General features: G+C 56.8%; 19 protein-coding genes and 4 tRNA genes. 6 read left to right on the top strand and 17 right to left on the bottom strand.

Annotated features, from left to right (window positions below; translation table 11 throughout):
• Window positions 1-22 precede the first annotated feature (22 nt).
• The 14 genes from rpoC to ELY25_RS02690 all read right to left on the bottom strand — a co-directional run bounded on the left by rpoC (window position 23) and on the right by ELY25_RS02690 (window position 14,631).
• The gene (rpoC, locus tag ELY25_RS02625; RefSeq protein ID WP_126949735.1) at window positions 23-4,237 is read right to left on the bottom strand and encodes a DNA-directed RNA polymerase subunit beta'; all 4,215 of its coding nucleotides are present in this window, start codon (window positions 4,235-4,237) and stop codon (window positions 23-25) included.
• A gap of 10 nt (window positions 4,238-4,247) precedes the next feature.
• On the bottom strand, window positions 4,248-8,324 hold the full coding sequence (gene rpoB, locus ELY25_RS02630) for a DNA-directed RNA polymerase subunit beta (RefSeq protein WP_126949736.1): 4,077 nt from the start codon (window positions 8,322-8,324) through the stop codon (window positions 4,248-4,250).
• A gap of 257 nt (window positions 8,325-8,581) precedes the next feature.
• Window positions 8,582-8,953 (bottom strand): 50S ribosomal protein L7/L12, encoded by a 372-nt coding sequence (rplL, locus tag ELY25_RS02635; protein WP_126949737.1) that lies wholly within the window; start codon window positions 8,951-8,953, stop codon window positions 8,582-8,584.
• A 111-nt stretch (window positions 8,954-9,064) separates the two neighbouring features.
• A complete protein-coding gene (gene rplJ, locus ELY25_RS02640; RefSeq protein WP_106374976.1) occupies window positions 9,065-9,568 on the bottom strand; it encodes a 50S ribosomal protein L10 in 504 nt (167 codons plus the stop codon).
• 305 nt (window positions 9,569-9,873) lie between these two features.
• Window positions 9,874-10,566 carry a 50S ribosomal protein L1 gene (rplA, locus tag ELY25_RS02645; RefSeq protein WP_126949738.1) on the bottom strand — a complete coding sequence of 231 codons (693 nt, stop codon included), beginning with the start codon at window positions 10,564-10,566 and terminating at the stop codon, window positions 9,874-9,876.
• Between the two features lie 2 nt (window positions 10,567-10,568).
• Window positions 10,569-11,000, bottom strand: a complete 432-nt coding sequence (gene rplK / locus ELY25_RS02650; protein ID WP_018917744.1) for a 50S ribosomal protein L11 — start codon at window positions 10,998-11,000, stop codon at window positions 10,569-10,571.
• Window positions 11,001-11,104: 104 nt separating this feature from the next.
• Window positions 11,105-11,638: a transcription termination/antitermination protein NusG gene (nusG, locus tag ELY25_RS02655; RefSeq protein WP_126949739.1), complete on the bottom strand. Its 534-nt coding sequence runs from the start codon at window positions 11,636-11,638 to the stop codon at window positions 11,105-11,107.
• A gap of 8 nt (window positions 11,639-11,646) precedes the next feature.
• Window positions 11,647-12,030 carry a preprotein translocase subunit SecE gene (gene secE, locus ELY25_RS02660; RefSeq protein ID WP_185856279.1) on the bottom strand — a complete coding sequence of 128 codons (384 nt, stop codon included), beginning with the start codon at window positions 12,028-12,030 and terminating at the stop codon, window positions 11,647-11,649.
• Window positions 12,031-12,101: 71 nt separating this feature from the next.
• A tRNA-Trp gene (locus ELY25_RS02665) sits at window positions 12,102-12,177 on the bottom strand.
• Between the two features lie 164 nt (window positions 12,178-12,341).
• Window positions 12,342-12,416 (bottom strand) — tRNA-Thr (locus ELY25_RS02670).
• Window positions 12,417-12,430: 14 nt separating this feature from the next.
• Window positions 12,431-12,504 (bottom strand) — tRNA-Gly (locus ELY25_RS02675).
• A gap of 104 nt (window positions 12,505-12,608) precedes the next feature.
• Window positions 12,609-12,692 (bottom strand) — tRNA-Tyr (locus ELY25_RS02680).
• Between the two features lie 119 nt (window positions 12,693-12,811).
• Complete coding sequence (locus ELY25_RS02685) at window positions 12,812-13,651, bottom strand: type III pantothenate kinase (RefSeq protein WP_126949741.1); 840 nt, start codon at window positions 13,649-13,651, stop codon at window positions 12,812-12,814.
• Window positions 13,648-14,631, bottom strand: coding sequence for a biotin--[acetyl-CoA-carboxylase] ligase (locus tag ELY25_RS02690; protein ID WP_126949742.1), 984 nt, complete (start codon window positions 14,629-14,631; stop codon window positions 13,648-13,650). The genes ELY25_RS02685 and ELY25_RS02690 overlap by 4 nt, the downstream gene beginning before the upstream one ends.
• A gap of 163 nt (window positions 14,632-14,794) precedes the next feature.
• On the opposite strand from ELY25_RS02690, the gene typA reads away from it, so the two are divergent.
• From typA to ELY25_RS02720, 6 genes are all read left to right on the top strand, one after another.
• The gene (typA, locus tag ELY25_RS02695) at window positions 14,795-16,621 is read left to right on the top strand and encodes a translational GTPase TypA (protein ID WP_126949743.1); all 1,827 of its coding nucleotides are present in this window, start codon (window positions 14,795-14,797) and stop codon (window positions 16,619-16,621) included.
• A 249-nt stretch (window positions 16,622-16,870) separates the two neighbouring features.
• Window positions 16,871-18,319, top strand: coding sequence for a sodium-dependent transporter (locus ELY25_RS02700; protein ID WP_126949744.1), 1,449 nt, complete (start codon window positions 16,871-16,873; stop codon window positions 18,317-18,319).
• 45 nt (window positions 18,320-18,364) lie between these two features.
• The gene (locus ELY25_RS02705; protein WP_126949745.1) at window positions 18,365-19,135 is read left to right on the top strand and encodes an ABC transporter ATP-binding protein; all 771 of its coding nucleotides are present in this window, start codon (window positions 18,365-18,367) and stop codon (window positions 19,133-19,135) included.
• A gap of 116 nt (window positions 19,136-19,251) precedes the next feature.
• Window positions 19,252-19,968, top strand: coding sequence for an ABC transporter ATP-binding protein (locus ELY25_RS02710; protein WP_126949826.1), 717 nt, complete (start codon window positions 19,252-19,254; stop codon window positions 19,966-19,968).
• Window positions 19,969-19,984: 16 nt separating this feature from the next.
• Window positions 19,985-20,989 carry a branched-chain amino acid ABC transporter permease gene (locus ELY25_RS02715; RefSeq protein ID WP_126949746.1) on the top strand — a complete coding sequence of 335 codons (1,005 nt, stop codon included), beginning with the start codon at window positions 19,985-19,987 and terminating at the stop codon, window positions 20,987-20,989.
• Complete coding sequence (locus ELY25_RS02720; protein WP_126949747.1) at window positions 20,989-22,314, top strand: branched-chain amino acid ABC transporter permease; 1,326 nt, start codon at window positions 20,989-20,991, stop codon at window positions 22,312-22,314. Before ELY25_RS02715 ends, ELY25_RS02720 begins: the two co-directional genes overlap by 1 nt.
• Window positions 22,315-22,392: 78 nt before the next feature.
• On the opposite strand, the gene ELY25_RS02725 is transcribed toward ELY25_RS02720, so the two are convergent.
• From ELY25_RS02725 to ELY25_RS02735, 3 genes are all read right to left on the bottom strand, one after another.
• Complete coding sequence (locus ELY25_RS02725) at window positions 22,393-23,604, bottom strand: ABC transporter substrate-binding protein (RefSeq protein WP_126949748.1); 1,212 nt, start codon at window positions 23,602-23,604, stop codon at window positions 22,393-22,395.
• Window positions 23,605-23,724: 120 nt separating this feature from the next.
• Window positions 23,725-25,278, bottom strand: coding sequence for a phospholipase D family protein (locus tag ELY25_RS02730; protein ID WP_126949749.1), 1,554 nt, complete (start codon window positions 25,276-25,278; stop codon window positions 23,725-23,727).
• Complete coding sequence (locus tag ELY25_RS02735; protein ID WP_126949750.1) at window positions 25,271-25,507, bottom strand: hypothetical protein; 237 nt, start codon at window positions 25,505-25,507, stop codon at window positions 25,271-25,273. The genes ELY25_RS02730 and ELY25_RS02735 overlap by 8 nt, the downstream gene beginning before the upstream one ends.
• Between the last annotated feature and the right edge of the window lie 15 nt (window positions 25,508-25,522).

The raw sequence follows: 25,522 nt of genomic DNA on the forward strand, positions 1-25,522 counted from the left end.
ATACTTTTTTTACTACTCTATTTTAGAGCTCGTCGTCAGTATCAAGTGCTGTCAACTGTGCTCCAAGCTCCTGCTCTACCTCATTCGCTGAGGGATTGAACAGACGCTCAACGTCTTCGCGCTTGCGGCGACGTTCTGCGTGGTGAGTCAGACCGGTACCTGCCGGAATCAGACGTCCAACTACCACGTTTTCTTTCAGGCCGCGCAGATAATCGCGCTTGCCGGTAACGGCCGCTTCGGTCAGTACGCGGGTAGTCTCCTGGAAGGAGGCCGCGGAAATGAACGATTCAGTCGCCAGGCTCGCCTTGGTAATACCCAGCAGCAGACGCTGATACTTCGCTGGGAACTTACCTTCTTTCTCAAGACGAGCATTTTGCTCCAGCACGCGAACAAGCTCAGCCTGGTCACCGGTGATGAAGTCAGAATCGCCCGAATCGGCAATTTCTACTTTGCGCAGCATCTGACGCACAATAACTTCGATGTGCTTGTCGTTGATGCCTACACCCTGCAGACGATAAACGTCCTGTACTTCGGCCGTAATATACTTGGCAAGCTCCGCAACGCCCAGCAGACGCAAGATATCGTGCGGGTTGCTCGGGCCATCAGAGATGACTTCACCCTTCTCAACCGTTTCACCTTCGAAGACGGCGATTTGACGCCATTTCGGGATCAGCGCTTCGAACGGATCGCCAGATTCCGGAGTAATCGTCAGACGACGCTTACCCTTAGTCTCTTTACCGAAGCTGATAACACCGCTGATTTCGGCAAGGATCGCTGATTCTTTCGGCTTACGCGCTTCGAACAGGTCGGCAACGCGCGGCAGACCACCGGTGATATCCTTGTTACCCGATGCTTCAACCGGAATACGGGCAACAACCTCACCCACACCGATAGTTGAGCCGTCATCTACAGAGATGATCGAGTTGCCCGGCAACAGATATTGCACTGGCGTGTTCGAGCCGGAAACCGACACATACTCACCTGCGGCGTCCTGCAGCATGACCATCGGGCGCTTGTCACGACCAGCCATCGGGCGCGCAGCAGACTCGATAACCTCGATAGAGGAAAGGCCGGTCATCTCGTCGACGCTACGGTGCATGGTGACACCTTCGTCAAGATCGATGAACTGAGCCTTACCCTCTACCTCAGCAATGATCGGGTGGGTGTGCGGATCCCACTTGGCGACCATCGCACCGGCATCGACCACGTCGCCATCGCGTACGGACAGCTCAGCACCGTAGGGCAGCTTGTAGTACTCACGCTCACGACCATGGTCATCAGCGACAGCCAGGGCGCTGGAGCGCGACACGACTACCAGCTTGCCATCGGCACGCTCTACGTGCTTGATGTTGTGCAGACGAACCTTACCACCGTGCTTGACCTGTACACTATCCACGGCTGATGAACGCGATGCCGCGCCACCGATGTGGAAGGTACGCATGGTCAGCTGGGTACCCGGCTCACCAATGGACTGAGCGGCGATAACGCCGACAGACTCACCAATGTTGACCTGGTGACCGCGTGCAAGATCACGCCCGTAACAGCAAGAACACACGCCGTGCGGCGTATCACAGGTAATGGTCGAGCGTACGATAATCTCATCCACACCCATGGTGTCGAGCTCGGCACACCACTTCTCGTCAAGCAGCGTGTTACGCGGAATCAACACTTCCTCGGTGCCTGGATCAACAACGTCCTGGGCAACTACACGACCCAGTACGCGCTGGGACAGCGGTACAATGATGTCGCCACCCTCGATGATCGGATGCAGCGTCAGACCGTTCTCAGTGCCACAGTCGACCTCGGTGATGACCAGATCCTGTGCCACATCGACCAGGCGACGGGTCAGGTAACCGGAGTTGGCCGTTTTCAGGGCCGTATCCGCCAGACCCTTACGTGCACCGTGGGTCGAGATGAAGTACTGAAGTACGTTCAGACCTTCACGGAAGTTGGCTACGATCGGCGTTTCGATGATCGAGCCATCCGGCTTGGCCATCAGGCCACGCATACCGGCAAGCTGACGGATCTGGGCGGCAGAACCACGGGCACCGGAGTCAGCCATGATGAAAACGCTGTTGAACGAATCCTGCTCAACCTCGTTGCCATCGCGATCGATAACGGTCTCTTTCGAGATACCCGCCATCATCGCCTTGGCGACTTTATCGTTGGCCTTGGACCAGATATCGATAACCTTGTTGTACTTCTCGCCCGCTGTTACTAGGCCAGAGGAGAACTGGTCTTCGATCTCTTTGACTTCGGCTTCGGCCGCGTCAACGATCTCGGTCTTGGCATCCGGGATAACGAAATCGTTAACACCGATGGAAGCGCCCGACCAGGTCGCTAAGCGGAAACCTGTGTACATCAGCTGGTCAGCGAAGATAACCGTCGGCTTGAGGCCGGAGCGGCGATACACTTCGTTGATCAGGCCGGAAATCGCCTTCTTCTTCATCGGCTGATCGATCAGCGCAAACGGCACGCCTTCGGGCAGAATGCGGAACAGCAGCGCACGGCCAACCGTGGTTTCGTACAGACGGCGGTGGAATGACTTCTCGCCGGTCTCTTCTTCAATGTCGATCTCGTCCAGACGCACCTTGACGCGGGCGTGCAGCGATACTGACTGGGTACCGAAGGCGCGCTCTACCTCGTTGAGGTCGGAGAACACCATGCCTTCGCCCTTGGCGTTGATCTTTTCGCGGGTCATGTAGTAAAGACCCAGAACAACGTCTTGCGACGGTACGATGATCGGCTCACCGTTAGCGGGCGACAGCACGTTGTTGGTGGCCATCATCAACGCACGGGCTTCAAGCTGGGCTTCCAGTGTCAGCGGTACGTGTACCGCCATCTGGTCGCCGTCGAAGTCGGCGTTGTAGGCCGCGCACACCAACGGGTGCAGCTGAATCGCTTTACCTTCGATCAGCAGCGGTTCAAACGCCTGAATACCCAGACGGTGAAGTGTCGGTGCACGGTTAAGCAGTACCGGGTGTTCGCGGATAACATCGGCAAGGATGTCCCACACTTCGGGCAGCTCGCGCTCAACCATCTTCTTCGCGGCTTTAATCGTTGAGGCAAAGCCCAGCGACTGAAGCTTGGAGTAGATAAACGGCTTAAACAGCTCGAGCGCCATTTTCTTCGGCAGACCACACTGGTGCAGGCGCAGGGTCGGACCAACGGTAATAACCGAACGGCCCGAGTAATCGACACGCTTACCCAACAAGTTCTGACGGAAACGACCCTGCTTACCTTTGATCATGTCGGCGAGCGATTTCAGCGGGCGCTTGTTGGAGCCCGTGATCGCGCGGCCACGACGACCGTTATCCAGCAGTGCATCGACCGCTTCCTGAAGCATACGCTTCTCGTTGCGCACGATGATGTCCGGCGCGTTAAGGTCGAGAAGGCGCTTCAGGCGGTTGTTACGGTTGATCACACGACGGTAAAGGTCGTTAAGATCGGAGGTCGCGAAGCGGCCGCCGTCCAGCGGTACCAGCGGACGCAGATCCGGCGGCAGCACGGGCAGCACTTCCATGACCATCCACGCCGGCGCGTTACCGGAGTGGTAGAACGCTTCCAGAAGTTTCAGCCGCTTTGAAAGCTTCTTGATCTTGGTTTCAGAGTTGGTCTGCGGAATTTCTTCACGCAGCGTATTGATCTCTTCTTCCAGATCGATGTCTTTGAGCAGTTCCTGCACCGCTTCGGCGCCCATGCGGGCATCGAAGTCATCGCCGAATTCTTCAAGCGCTTCAAAGTACTGCTCATCGTTCAGAAGCTGACCACGCTCAAGCGTGGTCATGCCTGGATCGATAACAACGAAGGACTCGAAGTACAGCACGCGCTCGATATCACGCAGGGTCATATCAAGGAACATGCCGATACGCGACGGCAGCGACTTCAAAAACCAGATGTGCGCAACTGGAGAAGCCAGCTCAATATGGCCCATGCGCTCACGGCGCACGGCAGCCTTGGTAACTTCAACGCCACATTTTTCACAAATGATGCCGCGGTGCTTCATGCGCTTGTACTTACCGCACAAGCACTCATAGTCTTTTACCGGGCCAAAGATCTTGGCGCAGAACAGACCGTCCCGTTCCGGCTTGAAGGTACGGTAGTTGATGGTCTCAGGCTTTTTCACCTCGCCGAAAGACCAGGAGCGAATCATGTCCGGCGACGCCAGAGTAATCTTGATCGCGTCAAACTCTTCGGACTGAGATTGCGATTTGAGTACTTTCACCAAATCTTTCATATGACGGCTCCTAGCTCTCTAACTCGATATCGATGCCCAGCGAGCGGATTTCCTTCACGAGTACGTTGAAGGATTCCGGCATGCCCGCCTGCATGGTGTGGTCGCCATCCACGATGTTTTTGTACATCTTGGTGCGGCCTTCGACGTCATCCGATTTGACGGTGAGCATCTCCTGCAGGGTGTAGGCTGCGCCATAAGCTTCCAGCGCCCACACTTCCATCTCACCAAAGCGCTGACCACCGAACTGCGCCTTACCACCCAAGGGCTGCTGGGTAACCAGCGAGTAAGAACCGGTAGAACGCGCATGCATCTTGTCGTCTACCAAGTGGTTCAGTTTCAGCATGTACATGTAACCAACGGTTACCGGGCGGTCAAACGAATCACCCGTGCGGCCGTCGTACAGCGCCATCTGGCCTGACTCAGGAATGTCAGCAAGCTTCAGCAGGTGTTTGATTTCGTGCTCTTTGGCACCATCAAATACCGGCGTGGCCATGGGCACACCACCTTTGAGGTTCTTGGCCAGCGCAATGACTTCTTCATCACTGAGTGAATCCAGATCTTCAGCGCGAGCACCAGGTGTGTTGTACACCTGACCCAAGAAGTCGCGAATCTCGGCAACCTGCTGGCCGCGTGCGTCGCGCAGCATGGCGTCGATCTTGACGCCCAGACCACGTGCAGCCATACCCAGGTGGGTTTCCAGAATCTGACCCACGTTCATACGTGACGGTACACCCAGCGGGTTGAGCACGACGTCAACCGGCTCGCCCTTCTCGTCAAACGGCATGTCCTCGATCGGCATGATCGCGGAGATAACACCTTTGTTACCGTGACGACCGGCCATCTTGTCACCAGGCTGGATGCGACGCTTGACAGCCATGTAGACCTTGACGATTTTCAGCACGCCCGGTGCGAGATCGTCGCCCTGGGTCAGCTTGCGCTTCTTGTCTTCGAAACGCTCATCCATCTCTTTACGGCGGTTTTCCAGCTGCTCGTCAGCCTGAGCCAGAAGCTCGTTGTAGGACTCATCCTGCATGCGCAGTTTGAACCACTGCTGACGCGGCAGCTCGTCGAGGTACTCTTCATCGAGCACGTCGCCTTTCTTGAGCTTCGGACCACCATTGACCGCCTGGCCGTCCAGCGTACGCTTGAGACGCTCGAACGTGGCGTCTTCGGCAATACGGTAGGTTTCCTGTAGGTCCTTACGGACTTCATCAAGCTGCATTTGCTCAATGGCAAGCGCACGGGAGTCCTTCTCAACGCCGTCGCGGGTGAAGACCTGAACGTCGATAACCGTACCTTTCATGCCAGTAGGGGCACGCAGGGAGGTATCTTTGACATCAGACGCCTTCTCACCGAAGATCGCACGCAGCAGCTTCTCTTCCGGCGTCAGCTGGGTTTCACCCTTCGGCGTTACCTTACCGACCAGAATGTCACCCGGGCCAACTTCGGCACCGATATAGACAACACCCGCCTCATCCAGCTTGCCCAGTGCCGACTCACCCACGTTGGGAATATCGGACGTGATCTCTTCCGGGCCCAGCTTGGTGTCGCGAGACACACAGGTCAGTTCCTGAATGTGGATAGTGGTGAAACGGTCTTCTTGAACGACCCGCTCGGAAAGCAGGATGGAGTCCTCGAAGTTGTAACCGTTCCAGGGCATGAACGCGATACGCATGTTCTGACCCAGTGCCAGATCACCCATATCGACAGACGGGCCGTCGGCGAGAATATCGCCACGCGCTACGTTGTCACCCGGGCGCACGATGGGGCGCTGGTTCATGCAGGTGTTCTGGTTAGAACGCGTGTACTTGGTCAGGTTGTAGATATCAACGCCGGCTTCACCACCGATGATTTCATCTTCGTTAACCCGCACTACCACACGACGCGCATCTACCGAGTCGATCACACCGCCACGACGCGCTACGGCACATACGCCAGAGTCACGCGCAACAAAACGCTCCATACCGGTACCCACGAGCGGCTTGTCAGCACGCAGGGTGGGAACGGCCTGACGCTGCATGTTCGCACCCATCAGGGCGCGGTTAGCATCATCATGCTCCAGGAACGGGATCAGAGCAGCAGCTACCGATACGACCTGACGAGGAGAAACGTCCATCAGCGTCACTTGCTCAGGACGCATGAAGGTAGTCTCACCACGGTGACGTACCTGTACCAAGTCATCGCTCAGCTTGTTGGACTCGTCAACCGCCGCCGATGCCTGGGCGATAACGAAATCACCCTCTTCGATCGCTGACAGGTGAACGATATCGTCAGTCACCTGACCCGCATTAACCTTGCGGTACGGCGTCTCAAGGAAGCCGTAGCTGTTAGTGTGACTGTAGGTGGCCAACGAGTTGATCAGACCGATGTTCGGGCCTTCAGGCGTCTCGATGGGGCAAAGACGGCCGTAGTGCGTGGCGTGTACGTCACGTACTTCAAAGCCGGCACGCTCACGTGTCAGACCACCCGGGCCGAGTGCAGACACACGACGCTTGTGGGTAACTTCCGAAAGCGGGTTGTTCTGGTCCATGAACTGTGAAAGCTGGCTTGAACCGAAGAACTCTTTCACCGCCGCCGCAACCGGCTTGGCGTTGATCAGATCCTGCGGCATCAAACCTTCGCTTTCCGCCATGGAGAGACGTTCTTTCACCGCACGCTCAACGCGCACCAGACCTACACGGAACTGGTTTTCGGCCATCTCGCCAACACAGCGAATACGACGGTTGCCCAGGTGATCGATATCGTCAACGTCACCAAAGCCGTTACGGATATTGATCAGCTCGCGCAGCACATCAAGGATGTCCTTGCGATCGAGCACGCCAGAGCCGGTGTCGGAATCGCGACGCAGGCGGCGGTTGAACTTCATGCGACCCACGCCCGACAGGTCGTAGCGGTCTTCAGTGAAGAACAGGTTGTGGAACAGCGTTTCGGCTGCTTCCTTGGTGGGCGGCTCGCCAGGACGCATCATGCGGTAAATTTCAACCAGCGCTTCAAGCTGCGAACCTGTGGTATCGAGCTTCAAGGTGTCAGAAATAAACGAACCGCAATCCAGGTCGTTGGTGTAAAGCGTTTCGATCAGGGTAATACCACCCTGCGCCATACGCTCAAGCACTTCAGGCGTAATTTCGGTGTTGCACGGGCAGATCAGCTCACCAGTTTTGGTATCAATCTGATCTTTGGCCAGCGTCTTGCCGAACAGGTACTCCATCGGCACTTCCAGACGCTCAAGACCGGCTTTTTCAAGCTGGCGAATGTGCTTCTGGGTAATCCGACGCCCTTCTTCAACAATGATCTCGCCGTCGCCGCCTTTGATGTCAAAGGTAGCGGTCTCACCGCGCAGGCGTGATGGCACCAGTTCCACGAAGAAGCCGGACTTCTCGATGTGGAAAACGCTGGTGTCGAAGAATTCATTCAGAATTTCTTCAGCGCTCATGCCCAAGGCACGCATAAGTACCGAAGCCGGAAGTTTACGGCGACGGTCGATACGTACAAACACGTTGTCTTTGGGGTCGAACTCGAAGTCCAACCAGGAACCACGGTAAGGAATCACGCGGGCAGAGTAGAGCAACTTGCCTGATGAGTGGCTCTTACCTTTGTCGTGATCGAAGAACACACCGGGCGAGCGGTGGAGCTGGGAAACAATAACCCGCTCAGTACCGTTGATGACAAAGGTACCGTTCTCAGTCATCAGGGGGATTTCCCCCATGTAGACTTCTTGCTCTTTAATATCCTTGATTGCCTTGTTCGAGGAATCGCGATCGTAAATGATCAAGCGAACCTTGACGCGCAGCGGGGCGGAATAGGTCACGCCGCGCAGCTGACACTCCTTAACATCGAACGCCGGCGTACCAAAGCGATAGCTGACGTACTCAAGTGCTGCGTTACCGGAGAAGCTCTCAATCGGGAACACGGACTTGAACGCCGCATGCAGGCCAACTTCGTGACGCTCGTCAGGCGAACGATCTTGCTGGAGAAAGTCGTAATAGGAATCAAGCTGGATGGCCAGCAAGTAAGGCACATCCATCACTTGGGGCAGTTTGCCGAAATCCTTGCGGATGCGTTTTTTCTCAGTATATGAGTAAGCCATCTGTATTCCCCAGCTTGTTCACCATGGGTGACCGATGCGTGGTCATCGCTGCCCTGCGCGGGCGTGTCAGACGCAGACAGCAAGCTCCTAAATCGGTAGCTCGCCGTCGAAAATCTTGATCGATAACAGTGTTACAACAACGGTATTACTGTGTTCCTGTTGCAACCTTCAGGCTGCAACAGAAAAAGGCCGGCAGCGGGAAGACCCGCCGCCAGCCGTGGAAGCTTACGCAGCGCGTAAAGCCATCAGCACAAGAATTACTTGAGCTCGACGGTTGCGCCCGCTTCTTCCAGCTTCGCTTTTGCTGCTTCTGCGTCGTCTTTGGACATGGCTTCTTTGATAGTTGCCGGAGCGCCGTCAACAGCGCCTTTAGCTTCTTTCAGGCCAAGACCGGTGATTTCGCGAACGGCTTTGATGACGTTAACTTTCTTGTCACCAGCAGCAGTCAGAACCAGGTCAAATTCAGTCTGCTCTTCTGCAGCAGCTTCGCCGCCGCCAGCCGGGCCAGCCATAACAGCTGCAGCAGCTGATACGCCGAATTTCTCTTCCATTGCTTCGATCAGCTCAACAACTTCCATTACGGACATGTCGGCTACAGCATTGATGATATCGTCTTTAGACAGTGCCATTTTTCATTCCTAACTTTGCGGGAGTCTCGGTCGGCCGAGGACTCGGGATTCATTGCTCGGTTCAGGCAACGCAATCGACATAGCGTTCACGCCGCCTGCAAAAAGGTCTGCTTACGCAGCTTCTTCTTGCTTCTGATCGCGCAGAGCGGCCAGGGTACGAACCAGCTTGCCAGCGGAGGCTTCTTTCATTACCGACATCAACTTGGCAATTGCTTCGTTGTAAGTCGGTAGGGTTGCCAGACGGTCGATGTCAGCAGCCGGGATCAGTTCGCCTTCGTAGGCCAACGCCTTCACTTCGAAGTTCTGCTCGGTTTTAGCAAAATCTTTGAACAAGCGAGCGGCAGCGCCCGGATGATCAGTAGAGAAAGCCAACAGAGTCGGACCAACAAAGCTCTCGTTCAGACACTCCCACTGAGTGCCCTCGAGGGCGCGGCGAGCCAGCGTGTTGCGAACAACGCGCAGCTCTACACCATTCTCACGTGCCTGCTTACGCAGATCGGTCATTTTACCGACCGTTACACCGCGAGAATCGGCAACTACGACGGAGAGTGCGCCCTTGGCCGCTTCACTGACCTCGGCAACAATCGCTTTCTTGCCTTCAAGTGCTAGTGGCACAGTGATCACTCCTTCGTGCCGAAACCTTTTCAAGGCTTCGGAGGTTACCATCTCTTCCAGGCCTAATATAACGAGCACTGGAAGCCTTAGGGGATGGTGCTCACCAGAAAGCGAAGTCGCTAAAAAAGCTACAACCAACTGGCGGCCACACCATCTGCGCAGGCGCTTTAGGCAATTAAGCCGCGTTGAGATGAGAACACCCAGCGCGGCACCTGCGGTCTTTGACGGTGCTCCGGCAGGTTTACCTAACCAGAGGACCGCAAAGTTCTTGCTCGGTTCTTACTTAAAACCTGTCGACGACCTGCTTATACAAGCGCAGAGTGGTCGATAGTCAGACCTGGGCCCATGGTAGTGGACAGGGTGACTTTCTTAAAGTAAATACCTTTAGAGGAGCTCGGCTTGAGCCTCTTCAGGTCAGCAACCAGCGCTTCCAGGTTACCCTGAACGGATGCCGCATCAAACGTCACTTTACCCAGCGTAGTGTGGATAATGCCGTTTTTGTCAGTACGGAAACGTACCTGGCCGGCTTTGGCGTTCTTGACAGCAGTCGCCACGTCAGGCGTTACGGTGCCGACTTTCGGGTTCGGCATCAGGCCACGCGGACCCAGAATCTGGCCCAGCTGACCGACAACGCGCATGGCATCCGGAGAAGCGATAACGACGTCAAAGTCCATCACGCCCTTCTTCACCTGCTCAGCCAGCTCTTCCATACCCACGATGTCAGCGCCTGCTTCTTTAGCAGCATCGGCGTTAGCACCTTGAGTGAAGACCGCTACGCGTACGTCTTTACCGGTGCCGTTAGGCATTACGGTAGCGCCACGAACAACCTGGTCAGATTTACGCGGATCAACGCCAAGGTTGATCGCGACATCAACAGACTCGTTGAATTTGACGGTAGACAGCTCAGAGAGCAGTGCAACCGCTTCTTCCAGAGAGTAAGCCTTGTTGGCATCTACTTTCTCGCGAATTACCTTCGCGCGCTTAGACAGTTTAGCCATGATCAGAGACCCTCCACGTTAAGGCCCATGCTACGAGCGCTGCCTGCGATAGTACGTACGGCGGCATCGAGATCAGAAGCCGTCAGATCAGGCTCCTTGGTCTTGGCGATCTCTTCAAGCTGCTCGCGAGTCACGGTGCCGACTTTCTTCTTGTTCGGCTCACCAGAGCCCGACTTGATACCAGCGGCTTTCTTCAGCAGCACGGCAGCAGGCGGAGTCTTGGTAACGAACGTGAAGCTACGGTCGGAATAGACAGTGATCACGACAGGCGTCGGCAGGCCGGGCTCAATTTCTTGAGTCGCAGCGTTGAACGCCTTACAGAATTCCATGATGTTCACGCCGTGCTGACCCAACGCTGGGCCTACGGGCGGACTTGGATTGGCTTTACCTGCAGCTACCTGCAGTTTGATATAAGCCTGGACTTTCTTGGCCATGGTAGTTACTCCATTTGGGTAATAACGCCTTGCGGCTCCCCGGGACTAGCGAGACAGCCAACGGCTGCCTCTTACGAATTTATGACGTTTTCTTAACCCGCAGCTTACTCTTTCTCAACCTGAGAAAACTCTAGCTCAACAGGTGTTGCACGCCCAAAGATCAATACGCTGACCTGCAGGCGGCTCTTGTCGTAGTTGACTTCTTCAACTACGCCATTGAAGTCTGCAAATGGACCATCGATAACGCGCACCGACTGACCTGGCTCAAACATGGTCTTGGGCCGCGGCTTGTCGGTACCGTCCTTCACACGACGCAGAATCGCATCGGCTTCACGGGAAGTAATCGGCGCTGGCTTTTCTTTGGTACCGCCAATAAAGCCCATGACGCGCGGCGTCTCATTGACGAGATGCCATGTTTCGTCGGCCATCTCCATCTCGACCAGTACATAGCCGGGATAGAACTTGCGCTCACTCTTGCGGCGCTTGCCGTCACGCATTTCAACGACTTCTTCGGTCGGCACCAGAATTTCGCCAAAGCGATCTTCCATACCGTGCATTTTTACGCGCTCAATAAGTGAGCGCATAACATGCTTCTCAAAGCCGGAATAGGCGTGAACGACGTACCAACGTTTGGACATGAAAGCTCCTAACCAATGACGCCGGACATTGCCCAGCCAAGAAGAGTATCAATCAACCACAGCATCAAACCCACCACGAGAACAGCCACCAGGACAATCGCGGTGGTTTGAATCGTTTCGGGACGGGTCGGCCATACAACGCGCTGGATCTCTTTCTTGGCGCTAACGGCAAGTTCTCTCAAATCACGGCCTTTGGTTGTGGTGAGCGCAATTACACCTGCAAGCGCACACAGCACCACCACACCCAGCACGCGGTAGAGCAGACCAATATCGGTGAAATAGGTATTACCTACAATAGCGACGACAAGCAGCGCTATAACTGCCGCCCACTTGAGCCCGTCATGACGCGCTTGTTGCACCTCAGCGCCATGTTTTATAGAACTCGGCTTCATAAAAACGAGACTCCTCAGGGTACAGCGAGCGACAATGGAATTCTTTAAAGACATACCAACCTGGGGAAGGTTGGCAGGCCAGGAGGGAATCGAACCCCCAACCTGCGGTTTTGGAGACCGCTGCTCTGCCAATTGAGCTACTGGCCTGTATCATCGTTGCCGGACCACTTAGTCAAGCCCAAACAACAGCGGGCGCCATGATAGCGGAGAATTAACCGCTTGACAACCCTTTTCAGCATCAAACGCCCATACAAGGCAACGCTTAAATGCAAAGACAAAAAAAGCGAGCTTGGCTCGCTTTTTTCGCAATATGGAGCTCATGGACGGAATTGAACCGTCGACCTCACCCTTACCAAGGGTGTGCTCTACCCCTGAGCTACATGAGCAATGACACATCAACTGGAGCGGGCGGCGGGAATCGAACCCGCACCATCAGCTTGGAAGGCTGAGGTTCTACCATTGAACTACGCCCGCGTAACCGCTGCCAGGATTACAAGCCGCTGCACGCCGAACGATAGACAATGCCCACTACCGGCTTTCACCCTACAACACCGACAAACATCGCTGTTGCTTAAATCTGGTGGAGAGAGAAGGATTCGAACCTTCGAAGCTTTCGCGGCAGATTTACAGTCTGCTCCCTTTGGCCACTCGGGAATCTCTCCATCTTGGGCGGCACATTATGCCAGCCTCCAAAACGGTGTCAAGCTAGATATTTACTTAATTTATCATAGCTTGCGATACTTGCGTATCTGCTACCTGCCTTGGAACGCGCTGCATTCTGTCAAAGCAGCATAGAGAATGCAAGCCCTGCACGAATTTTTTCTAATGACACCGGCTCAGGGACACGCGGCGCGCCGGACATCTTGCCCGCCCGTTCAGCAAAAGTAAGCGGAAAACTGGCTTCTAACCCACCGTAGACCATATCCGGCCATACGGCGTGAGGCACTTGTACCCCGCGGGACACAACCCGGGCATCGCCACCGGTCAGCAGCATGGGCAGTGAGATGCCCTGCTGGTCACACACTTCGCTGTAGATGCGGTTGATTGCACTGACGGCTGCCATGTAAATACCGTGATTGACCGCATCCACCGTTCGCCGCCCAGGTTCCAGCAAGGCATCTGCCTCGCTTTCCGGGTCGATGGCCACGTTACGCGTACCCAGCTTTAAGCTCTCTTTCATCAGGCGAAGCCCAGGGATAATAAAGCCCCCTAAATGCACGCCGCCCGGCAGGACAAAATCTATGGTAATCGCACTGCCGCAGTCTACCGCGCAACATCCCCCGGCCAGCTGATACCCGGCAAGCGCCCCCATCCAGCGATCCACCCCCAGACGGCCAGGCTCCTCATAGCCGTTGACGACACCCAGGGCCTCAGGCTGTGAATGCGCGACAAATACGTGACGAACCTGACGACGCAGTAGCGTTACCGTTTCATCCAGTACCGCCGCCCGGGCAACGCTTGATATACGCACTGCTTCTACTACGTCCAGGTCCGGTATATCCGCACCCGGACGCCACTCCTCGCGGGTCCACACTGCTCCACGCGAGCGTATTTCACTACTTTCGGCATCCTTGAGTCGCCACTTCGACAAGGTGTTGCCGATATCCAGATCCAGAATCATAAGCGCCTGCGTACGCTGATCTCACCGCCTGCCAAGCGCCGCGAGTGACCGTTTTCAGTAACCCATAAGTTACCGCTCTCATCCACGTCGCCTGCGATCGCATCGCTGACGTGCTCTCCTTGAATAATACGTACGGGTAAACCCGCATACGCATGACGTGCATTCCACTCATCATGCCAGGCGCCAAACCCCACCTGTTCAAAGTCCGCCAGCATGGCCAAAAGCCCGGCGACCATGTCAGAAGCCAGCTGATTACGCGAAAGCCCGCCATGCACATCAAACAGCGCGGCTACCGGCTGGTCAATGGCGGCGCGCTGGGTATCGTTCAGCGACAGGTTCATACCCATACCTATAACGACCTCACAGGGGCCGGCGGCATCACCGGTCACTTCAATCAAGATGCCCGCCAGTTTACCCAGCTCATCATCGGTTTCCGCCAACAGAATATCATTGGGCCATTTAAGCTTGGGCGCGGCACCGTGCTGTTCGAGCACCTGGGATACCACCACGCCTACCGCCAGGCTCAACCCTTCAAGCGCGGCTACCCCCGCTTCAAAGCGCCAGCCCAATGACATCATCAGGCTTTGCCCCCAGGGCGTTGTCCATACCCGGCCACGCCGACCACGGCCAGCGGTTTGCAGCTCAACCAAGCAAACTTCACCGTGCCCGGCGCCCTGATTGAAACGCTGGCGCAGGTACTCGTTGCTTGAGGGCAGTTGGTCTTCAACAAATAACCGCGCCAGCAGATGGCGCGCCTGAGCCGGTAGGCGCTCTACGATTTTTGCGCCTTCCAGCGGCTCAAGGCGCAGAGACAGTCGGTAGCCCTTGCCTTTCACGGCCACCAGTTCCACTCCCAGCGCGTCCAATTTTTTTAGCTGTTTCCATACGGCAGCCCGTGAAACGCCTAACGCCTCACCTAATTGCTCACCAGAGTGAACCTCGCCATCGCTCAACAAACGCATCAGGTTACCGATGGTCATGTGCTTGCCCCAACTGGGAAAACGTCTATCTTAACGGATGCATGAGGGAGGCGAAAACTGCCGCGTTTGGGTTATTGACTTGATGCTTTATTTAAGACAGCGCTGGTAGTCGACCGCACCGACACCCTATAATGCCGCCCTATTTTCCCAGCAGGATCGCGTCGTGATCGAGAATCTTCGTAACATTGCCATCATCGCCCACGTTGACCACGGCAAAACTACCTTGGTAGACAAGCTGTTAAGTCAATCGGGCACACTAGACCGCAAGGCCGAAGGCCAAGAGCGGATTATGGACTCTAATGACCAGGAGAAAGAGCGCGGCATTACCATCCTGGCCAAAAATACAGCCATTCAGTGGCAAGATGGCAATGGTACGGGCTACCACATCAATATCGTTGACACCCCTGGGCACGCTGACTTCGGTGGTGAAGTAGAGCGCGTCATGTCCATGGTGGACTCGGTTCTGCTGCTGGTGGACGCGGTTGACGGCCCGATGCCGCAAACCCGTTTTGTTACCCAGAAAGCCTTCTCCCAGGGCCTCAAGCCTATCGTGGTTGTCAACAAGATTGACCGCCCCGGCGCGCGTCCTGATTGGGTTATCGATCAGATTTTCGATCTGTTCGACAACCTGGGCGCCACCGACGAGCAGCTTGATTTCCCGATCATCTACTGCTCGGCGCTGAACGGCATTGCCGGCATGGACCCGGAAGAGCTTGCCGACAACATGGACCCGATGTTCCAGGCCATCGTTGATATCGTTGAGCCGCCGAAAGTCGAAGTTGACGGCCCCTTCCAGATGCAAATTTCCGCACTGGACTACAACAGCTACGTAGGCGTTATCGGTCTTGGCCGCATCAAGCGCGGTAGCGTCAAGCCTGGCCAGCAGATCAGCGTTATCACTAAAGAAGGTGAGACGCGTAAGGGCAAGATCGGCCAGGTCATGACTCACATGGGTCTTGAGCGCGTACAGACCAACGAAGCCACTGCAGGCGACATCGTTTGCGTTACCGGCATCGATAAACTGGCGATCTCCGACACGCTGTGTGACGTCAACGCGGTCGAGGCGCTGCCGCCGCTGTCCGTTGACGAGCCGACCGTTTCGATGACGTTCCAGGTCAATGACTCACCGTTCGCCGGTAAAGACGGCAAGTACGTTACCAGCCGTAATATTAAAGACCGTCTGGAACAAGAGCTGATCCACAACGTTGCACTGCGCGTTGAAGAAGGTGAAACACCGGAGAAATTCAAGGTTTCCGGACGTGGTGAGCTTCACCTGTCGGTACTGATCGAAACCATGCGTCGTGAAGGCTTCGAGCTGGCCGTTGGCCGCCCGGAAGTTATCATCAAAGAAATCGACGGCGTGAAGCAGGAGCCCTACGAAGAGGTCATCATCGACTGTGAAGAGCAGCACCAAGGCTCTATCATGGAAGAACTTGGCTATCGTAAAGGTGAAATGACCAACATGAACCCGGATGGCAAGGGCCGTGTTCGTCTGGACTTCATTATTCCTGCGCGTGGTTTGATCGGCTTTCGTGGTCAGTTCCTGACTATGACATCAGGCACCGGTATCCTGACCAGCCGCTTTGACCACTACGGCCCGCTGAAGCCCGATGCATCTATCGAGCGTCGTAACGGCGTACTGGTTTCCATGGTTGGCGGTAAGGCCCTGGCCTATGCCCTGTACGCCCTGCAGGAGCGCGGCAAGCTGATCATCGATCACGCCACTGAAGTCTACGAAGGCATGCTGATCGGTATCAACAACCGTGCCAACGACATGGTGGTCAACCCGACCAAGGGTAAAAAACTGGATAACATGCGCTCAACGGGTAACGATGAAAACATCGTGTTGACGCCGCCGATCAAGTTCACTCTGGAACAGGCGATCGAATTCCTGGACTCCGATGAACTGGTGGAAGTGACCCCGAGCCACATCCGCCTGCGTAAGAAGCACCTGACCGAAAACGAGCGTAAGCGCGCTGGCAAGAAATAAGTCTCAGCCACTCGTCTGATCGCTTCTAGACGCCCCCTTGCAGCTCCGGCTGCAAGGGGGCGTTTTGCATTTATTAGCTTTTAAAGGAGATAAAATCGCCGCGTTAACGCAGCCTAAACGGTAGGGTGCTGGAAAGCAGAGGCTTTCTAACGCAAAGTAGGCCTGGTAGTTCGAGACAGACGTACTGCCCTTCCTCACCCAAGTGCCTGGATTACGCTTCCCAGTCACCCGTACATGGACACCGATCACATGAGCGGTCATAACGTCTGGACCCACAACGGCACGTTCCTGCTCGCCGCGGTTGGCTCTGCCGTCGGGCTTGGCAACCTATGGCGCTTCCCTTACCTGATCGGTGAGAACGGCGGCGGGGCGTTCATTCTGGTGTACGCACTGACCATCTTTGCCGTCGGCATACCCATTCTGATTGCCGAAACCATGCTGGGCCGTACCAGCCGTCGCAGCCCGATAATGGGCATGCGCCATCTGACCAAGACACACCGCACCTTCCGCGTCTGGGAGTCGATCGGCTGGCTGGGCGCTGCCGCCGCTTTTCTGATTCTGAGTTTCTACTCGGTGATTGCCGGCTGGGCAATTCACTACACCTGGCTGATGTTTACCGGCTCGCTGCTCGAGGCCGATGCGCAAGCCATCAGCGAGGGTTTTACCACTCTGCTCGCCTCCCCCGCCTTGATGACGCTCTATCACACCCTGTTTATCGGTTGCTCGGGCATCGTCGTGGGCATGGGCATTCACAAGGGCATCGAATCAGGGCTGCGCATCATGATGCCCGCCCTGTTTGCAATCCTGCTGGCGGTACTGGTGTATAGCGTGATCAATGGCGATATCGCGGCGGCGGCAAGCTTTCTGTTTACTTTCAACGTGGCGGATTTAAGCGTTGAAGGTTGGCTTCAGGCCATGGGGCAGTCGTTTTTCACCCTGAGCCTCGGCATGGGCGCGATCATGGCCTACGGCGCCTATATGACCAGCGAGACATCGCTGACCCGCACCGCCATTGCCATCGCCTTTATCGATACTGCCGTTGCCATGGTAGCGGGCCTAGCCATCTTTGCGCTGGTGTTTGGCGCAGGCCTGGATATCGCTCAAGGGCCAGGGCTGATGTTTGTCACGCTGCCGCTGGCCTTCGCCGAGATGCCCATGGGCGCCCTGATTGGCGGCGTCTTCTTCATTCTGGTACTGGGCGCGGCGCTCAGCTCGTCCATATCGCTGATCGAGCCGGTGGCCGCCTACCTGGTCGAACGCTTTGACATGACCCGCCCTCAGGCGGTCGCCGTCATGGTCATTGCGGCCTGGGCGATGGGTTTGCTCACGGTCATCAGCTTCAATATCTGGGCGGAAGGCTCGATCTTCCACATCCTGTTCGAGCGCAGTGCGTTTGAGCTTATTGAGCTTTTGACCAATGTCTTTATGCCCCTGGGTGGGCTTATGATTGCCCTCTTTGCAGGCTGGGCCTTGACCCAAACGGAAGTCAAAAAAGAGCTCGGCACCAGCGCCACGTGGTTTGTCACCTGGCGGTTTCTGGTGCGGTTCGTAAGCCCCGCAGCGGTTGCATTCGTGTTCCTGCGTACGCTTCCCTACGTGGAGGGCTACCTGGTACCGGCAGCAGGCGCGCTGCTTTTAGTCAGCCTTTTTGCGCTGAGCCAGCGATGGTTAGCCAAGCGTCGTCAACTCACACAATAATAGCCATAGTCAAGCCGCTCATGCGGCCCTAAGCACGGGGATGCGATGACACCTCTTATTGAAGTTCAGCACGTTAACAAGGCCTTCGGCGGTCTGCAGGTTATCAATGACTGCTCGATCAACGTCGAAAAAGGCTCCATTACCGGCATGATAGGCCCTAACGGTGCTGGCAAATCCACGCTGTTCAACCTGATTGCTGGCGCGCTCACGCCGGATAGCGGCCGCGTCATCCTGGATGGCAAGGATATTACCGCGTTGAGCGCCGACCAGCGGTTTCACAGGGGCCTGCTGCGCACGTTTCAGATCGCCCATGAATTCAGCCAGATGAGCGCGCTCGAGAACCTGATGATGGTGCCGCCACAGCAGGCTGGCGAGAGTTTGTTCAGTACCTGGTTTAAACCGGGCCAGGTGCGTGAGCAGGAGGCCGAGGTACGCAGGCGAGCGCTCGAGGTGATCGATTTCGTCGGGCTGCACCATGTGCGCAACGAGCTGGCCGGCAATCTTTCCGGCGGGCAGAAGAAGCTTCTGGAGCTTGGCCGCACCATGATGACCGATGCCAAGGTGGTGTTGCTCGATGAAATCGCCGCCGGCGTCAACCGTACGCTGCTGGGCGATCTGATCGGCAATATTGAACGCCTAAATCGTGAGATGGGCTACACCTTTCTGGTCATCGAACACGATATGGAGATGATCGCTCGACTTTGCGACCCGGTGATCGTGCTGGCCCAGGGCAGCGTAATGGTCGAGGGGCATATTCAGGATATCCAGAATAACCCGGACGTCATCGAAGCCTATTTCGGCACCGACGCCGCCTAAGCGGCGCCCTGTATAAAAACGACAATAAAGAACGACGGCAAAATGCCAAGACCAAAAACTACGACAACATGCCGCGTGAACGCGGCGCTGTGAGACACTTTTCTATGTCATTACCGATGTCATCAACGACGCCCTTGCTTGAGGCACGCGACGTGCACGGTGGCTATGGCGGCATGAACATCCTCAACGGGGTGAACATGACGTTAAATGCCAACGAAGTAGGGGTCATCGTCGGGCCTAACGGGGCCGGAAAGTCCACCATGCTGAAAGCTGTATTCGGGCTTTTAAACGTCACCCAGGGCGAAATTCTACTTAACGGCCAACCGATCCATAACCTGCCGCCCAACAAGCTGGTAGAGCGCGGCATGGGCTTTGTTCCCCAAGAGAAAAACGTTTTCCCGAGCCTGACGGTCAAGGAGAACCTGGAGATGGGCGCCTACCTCAAACCCCAGAACGTCAAGCGCATGCTGGAGCAGGTGTACGCCTTTTTCCCTCCGCTGGTCGAAAAACGTCACCAGCCTGCAGGCGAACTTTCCGGCGGCCAGCGCCAGATGGTCGCCATGGGCCGAGCGCTGATGGCCGAGCCAACTCTGCTGCTTCTAGATGAACCCACCGCCGGGCTTTCGCCACTCTACATGAATGAGATCTTTGACCGGGTCAGACAGATCAACGCCGCCGGCGTCGGGATTCTGATGGTCGAGCAGAACGCCAAGCAGGCGCTCGCCATTGCCGACAAGGGTTTTGTACTGGCGGCCGGACAGAACCGCTTTACGGATACCGGGGCGGCGCTTTTAGCTGATCCGGATGTCGCCAAAAGCTTTTTGGGCGGCTAGCCCGGGGGAGAAACGTGTGAACGAACTGGTCTTTTTTATCAACAACGTGATTATTGCCGGCAGTGTGACCGGCTCGATTTATGCCATTGGTGCCATCGGCGTGACGCTGATCTTCAGCATCATGCGCTTTGCCCACTTCGCCCACGCCGACATGATGACCTTCGGTGCCTTCATGGTGCTGTTGCTGACCACGCTGTTTCCCGCCGCCGGCACTAGCATCGGCGTACCCACGGCGCTGGTCATGTTACCGCTGGCCATGCTGCTGACTGCCGTACTTGCCGTGGGTATCGACAAGGCTTTCTACAAGCCGCTGCGCGCTCATGGGGTCAAACCCATCGTGCTGGTAATTGGTTCGCTGGGCGTGACGCTGATGCTGCAAGGGCTTATTCGCCTGTTTTCCGGCACCGGCGGGCAGAGTCTGTATGTGGATGACCGCAAGGAGATCTTCCGTCTGGCGCTGCCCTTTGAAGGCGCCCGTGCGCCGATCGTGATTACCGAGCCGCAGCTTTATCTATTTGTGATCACCCTGGTGGCCGTGGTGGCGCTGCATGTGTTTCTCAACCGCTCGCGACTGGGCAAGGCGATGCGCGCCATGTCGGATAATCCGGAGCTTGCTCAGGCCTCAGGGATCAATACCAACACCATTGTGGCGGTTACCTGGGTGATTGCCGGGGGCCTGGCTGCCATTGCCGGCACACTGCTTTCCTTGGATGTAACCTTCAAGCCCGATCTGAGCTTCTTCCTGCTGCTGCCGATTTTTGCCGCGGCGATTGTGGGTGGGGTCGGTCATCCTTATGGTGCTATCGCGGGGGGCTTTGTGGTGGGCTTTGCCGAGACCCTTGCGGTGTTTAACTGGAACGTACTGCTGCGCCCCTTCCGCGACAGCCTGCCCACCTGGCTGGAGTTGCCCTCCAACCTCGCCTTTGTGGGTACCGAGTACAAGATTGTGGTGCCATTTTTCATTCTGGTGGCCATTCTGGTGTGGCGTCCTACCGGCCTCTTTAAAGGCAAGGTGATCTAATGAGCAATTCAACCGAACCCCGCGACCCGACCTATACGCCGCGTGACGCCACGCCAGCAAGGCGCTTTCCCGTACGTGAAATCGTCCTCTTTGGCGCGCTTTTAGCCGCCGTTCTGGCGGTATACGCCTTGATGGGCGCAGCCTACAGCACCCGTATGCTGGTAGAAGCCGCCTGCTACGCCATTCTGGCATTAGGTTTGACGATCCAGTGGGGCTACGCCGGGCAGTTCAATGCCGGGGTGATGGGCTTTGTGGCCTTGGGCGGTTTTTGCGCCATGCTGTTCAGCGTGCCGGTGAACGATGCCTTTTGGGGTACGGAGCTTCCCGGTGAGCTGGGCCGCGTGCTGCTCTACGGCGTTGCCGCGACCTTCCTGGTGGTAGGCGCTAGCCGGCTTGACCGGCTGGGCGTCCCCGGCAAGCTGCGCACTCTGATTACCGTGTTACTGGCGCTCGTGCTGTATCTGGTGGTGATCAGTCAGCTGCGCGAGGTGACCAATCAGATTCAGTCCCAGGCGGGGTTTGTGGGCGGTTTTGGTTTACCCGCCTGGGTGGGCTGGATAGTGGGTGGGGCGCTGGCCGGCGGTGTAGGCTATCTTATCGGCCACGTCTGCCTGGGCCTACGCAGTGACTATTTGGCGATTGCCACGCTGGGTATTGCCGAGATCATCAAGGCATTCTTGAAAAACTCTGACTGGCTGACGCGAGGCACCGCCACCGTGTCACCGCTGCCCTGGCCCACGCCCGGTCCGGCGGAGCTTGGTTTTACCCTTTCGCGAGCGGTGTATCTGTCGATCACAGCGGTGGTGATTGCGGTGATCTTCTTTCTGCTTCATCGCGCCTATCACGCCCCTTGGGGGCGGATGATCCGGGCAATCCGCGACAATGAAGTGTCCGCGGCGGCCATGGGCAAGGATATCAACAAGCGGCGGCTGGAAATATTCGTGCTCGGCTGTATTCTGATGGGCCTGGGTGGCGGCATGTTGGGCACCTTCAACAGCCTGTTCGACCCGCAGGGTTATTTGCCGCTCAACCATACGTTTTTGGTGCTGGTCATGGTGATACTGGGTGGCCCTGGTAATAACCTGGGAACCATTTTCGGGGCCGTGGCGGTATATATCATCTGGATCATGTCGGAGCCTTTGGCGCTATTTTTAATGCAACTGGCCGTAAGCTTTGGTGAAGGGGCATTCGGCTGGGACGCGCCGAACAATATGGATAGCCGGGCACTTCAGGCCAGAGTGTTGGTCATCGGCATGCTGATCACGCTGGTGCTGCGCTTTGCACCCAAGGGATTATTGCCCGAAAAAATCACCCATCACGGTTAATACCCCGCGCACTAAAAAGCCCCGGTCAAGGACCGGGGCTTTCTGGTTTAAATAGCGTGTTTCCGCGTCAGGTGCTTCTTACAGATCCACTTGCCCTTTAGTGGTAAAGGTGCCGTTCTCGACCGCCATTTCCACGACCACGCCGGGCACATCGCCATTTTCATCAAAATCGTGAGAACCGGAGGCGCCTTCGTAGTTGATCTCGGTGCCGGCGGCAATCAGCTCGACCGCTTTCTCCCACTCGCCGGGCAGAATTACCTCACCCGGGGCGCTGGAGACACTGCGCAGGGCTTCGACCAGGCCTTCACGCTCGGCGCTGCCGTTCTGCTCGATGGCCAGCGCCAGCAGGAAGGCGGCGTCATACGCCTGGGCGGAAAAGACGGCGCTAGGGTCGAATCCGGCGGCTTCAGCAGCGTCGTTGAAGATGGGCGTGCCGGGAAGATCCGGGCTGCCCGGACGGGTAGCAATCATGCCATCGAGCACGTCAGCGCCGATCGCCTCAATCAGGCTGTCGCCCACCATGCCATCCGCCCCCACATACTGGGTGAACATGCCGCTTTCATAGGCCTGGCGCAGTACCGTCTGGCCGGAAGTGTCGGCATAGGCCAGCACAACCAGCGTTTCTACGCCGCTTGCCGAGAGCGACCCCAGCTCGGAACGGTAGTCGGCGCGGTTATCCTCATGAGCCAGGTTCTCGGCAATCTCGCCACCGCCAGCTTCAAAGGCCGCGCTGAAAGCGTCGGAAAGGCCGCGGCCGTAGTCGTTGTTGACGAAGGTGACAGCTACGGCGTCGATGCCTTTATCCAGCAACAGCTTAGCAAGGATCTCACCCTGGAAAGCGTCAGAGGGTACGGTGCGGAACACCAAGTCGTTATCGTCAAGCTCGGTCACCGCAGGCGCCGTGGAAGCGGGCGAGACCATGACCACGCCTCCCGGGATGGCCGCGTTATTGGCCGCGGCAATAGTAGCGCCGGTGCAAAGCGCCCCAACAATCGCGGTCACCTGTTCGGAGTTGACCATGCGGTCGGCGGCATTGGAGGCCGCCGAGGCGTCCGAGCAGGTAGTATCGCCAGACGGCATCACCAACGTCTGCCCGCCGAGTATTCCACCCTGCTCGTTGACTTGCGCAACGGCTAGTTTGGCGCCTTCGAAAATAGGCGGCGTAAGACTTTCAATTCCCCCGGTAAAACCGCCCAGGAAGCCAATCTTAACATCCTCTGCCTGTGCAATACCCGTCATGACAAGTGAAGAGGCCGCAACGGCGGTGGCTAATGCGCGTTTATTAATCATATTGTTCGTCGCTCCCAGTGAGGTAAACATTCCCACGCCGAGCGTGGAAACTTTCTCTAATCTGAAACCACGGCGCGAAAAACACAAGCAACGCTTTCTAACGTTTCTTTGATGTTGATGTTACAGCCAGCGCTCCAGTCGAAACGTATGACTAAGCCAGGCATTAAAGTGTCGCCAAGTACTCCCCGGCTCGTCACTCAGCACCTGAGGCTCCCCACGGTGCTCAAATTCCCAGTTCACATTAGCGGCCTCGTCCAACACCACGTGATAGCTGATGGCCGGGTCGCGCCCTACCTCCACCAGTTCATCAAAGGCTTTCATCAGCGTAGCGCTTTTAACCAACACCCCGACCTCGGTATTCCACAGCACCGAACGCGGATCAACGTTAAAAGAGCCTACGAACAGCTGGTCATCAAAGCTGATGGCCTTGATATGCAGCGCAGACGCCGAGGCGCCGGGCACGCGCATCTCCTTTTCAGCATCGACCTCGTCCGCCTCCTGCTCGGGGCGCAACTCATAAAGCGTGACACCATGCTCCAAAAGCGTTTGCCGCCAGGGGGCGTAAGCGCCGTGAACGACCGCGGCGTCAGTGGATTCCAGCGAATTGGTGATCACCTCTACCTCAACGCCCTGGTCCGCCAGGTAGGTCAGGCGCTTGACACCGTCTTCGGTAGGCACGAAGTAGGCGGAAATCAGCGTCAGCCGTTCACTGACCTGCGTATTGGCCGCCAGATCGCCCAGTAGCGTGGTCTGCCAGTCGGGTGTACCGCTCTGGGCAAGCTTGCCTGGGGCGTCCCATAACGCTTGTCCTTCGCCCCAGTGCAGCGTTTCCCAGGGCGGTGCCTCGCGCGACTGCTGGCGCAGCTCAGAAAAATAGGTGGAGTCGGCATTATCATTCAGCCACTCATTAAGCTTGTCCTGCAGCGCCTGCCAGGCGTTTGCCTTCACCTGGTGATAGCGCTCGATGGGCTGGGCCAGACCATGGTTCCAGTAAAGATCGAAGCTACCGGAGAGTTCCGGTACCACTTCGCCTACGGCGACCAAGTCCAGGTCGGCAAAGTTGCGTGCATCGTTGGCATCAAAATACTCGTCACCCAGATTGCGCCCACCCACAATCGCCACGCTGTTATCAGCGATCCAGAGCTTGTTATGCATGCGCCGGTGCTGCTGGGTGGGGTTGGTTATTGACGCCAGCACCCGCGTCACCAGATGCCCCCGGCCTACCGCCGCCGGATTGTAAACCCGCACATAAATACCCGGGTGACTTGCCAGAGCGGCCAGGCGCTCGCCCTGCCCGACGGCGCCGATATCATCCACCAGCAGCCGGACGCGCACACCTTCCTCGGCGGCCTTGAGCAGGCGTGACAGCACCAGATTGGTGGTCTGCCCTTCACCCAGCAGGTAGGTCTGGATATCCAGCTCGCGCTGAGCCTGCTGAATCAACCCAGCGCGCACGCCAAAGGCTTCCTTGCCGTTGGCCAGCATGCCAAAGCCATCCGGCTCGCTCTGGGCGGATAGCGCCTGTTCTACCTGCCCCCCCAGCCAGGTCTGCCGGGCCTCGTCCAGGGTAAGGACAGTGTGGTATTCACGCACCACCGTATGAGTGCAGCTGGCAAGCAATAGACACAACGCCAGCCAGCCAAGCCGGCGCGACCACCCATGGCCACTAGGCATGGTCGCTATCGCCAAGCCGTTCAGCGCGCTGCTTACGCTGTCGGTTACGGCGATACACGCGCACCAGCGCAAGCATCAATGCCGCGGCCAGCATCAGGCCAAGCGTCACCCCTTGCCAGGGTCTTGCGGCATCGCCCAGCAGGGTCTCCAGGGTGATGATGACGATCAGGCCCAACGCCTGGGAGCCAATGGCCAGCGCACGCAGGACATCAAAGGCGGGTTGAGGCATAGACAAACTCCGTAA

It is taken from the genome of Vreelandella populi, assembly GCF_003989825.1.
Taxonomy (GTDB): domain Bacteria; phylum Pseudomonadota; class Gammaproteobacteria; order Pseudomonadales; family Halomonadaceae; genus Vreelandella; species Vreelandella populi.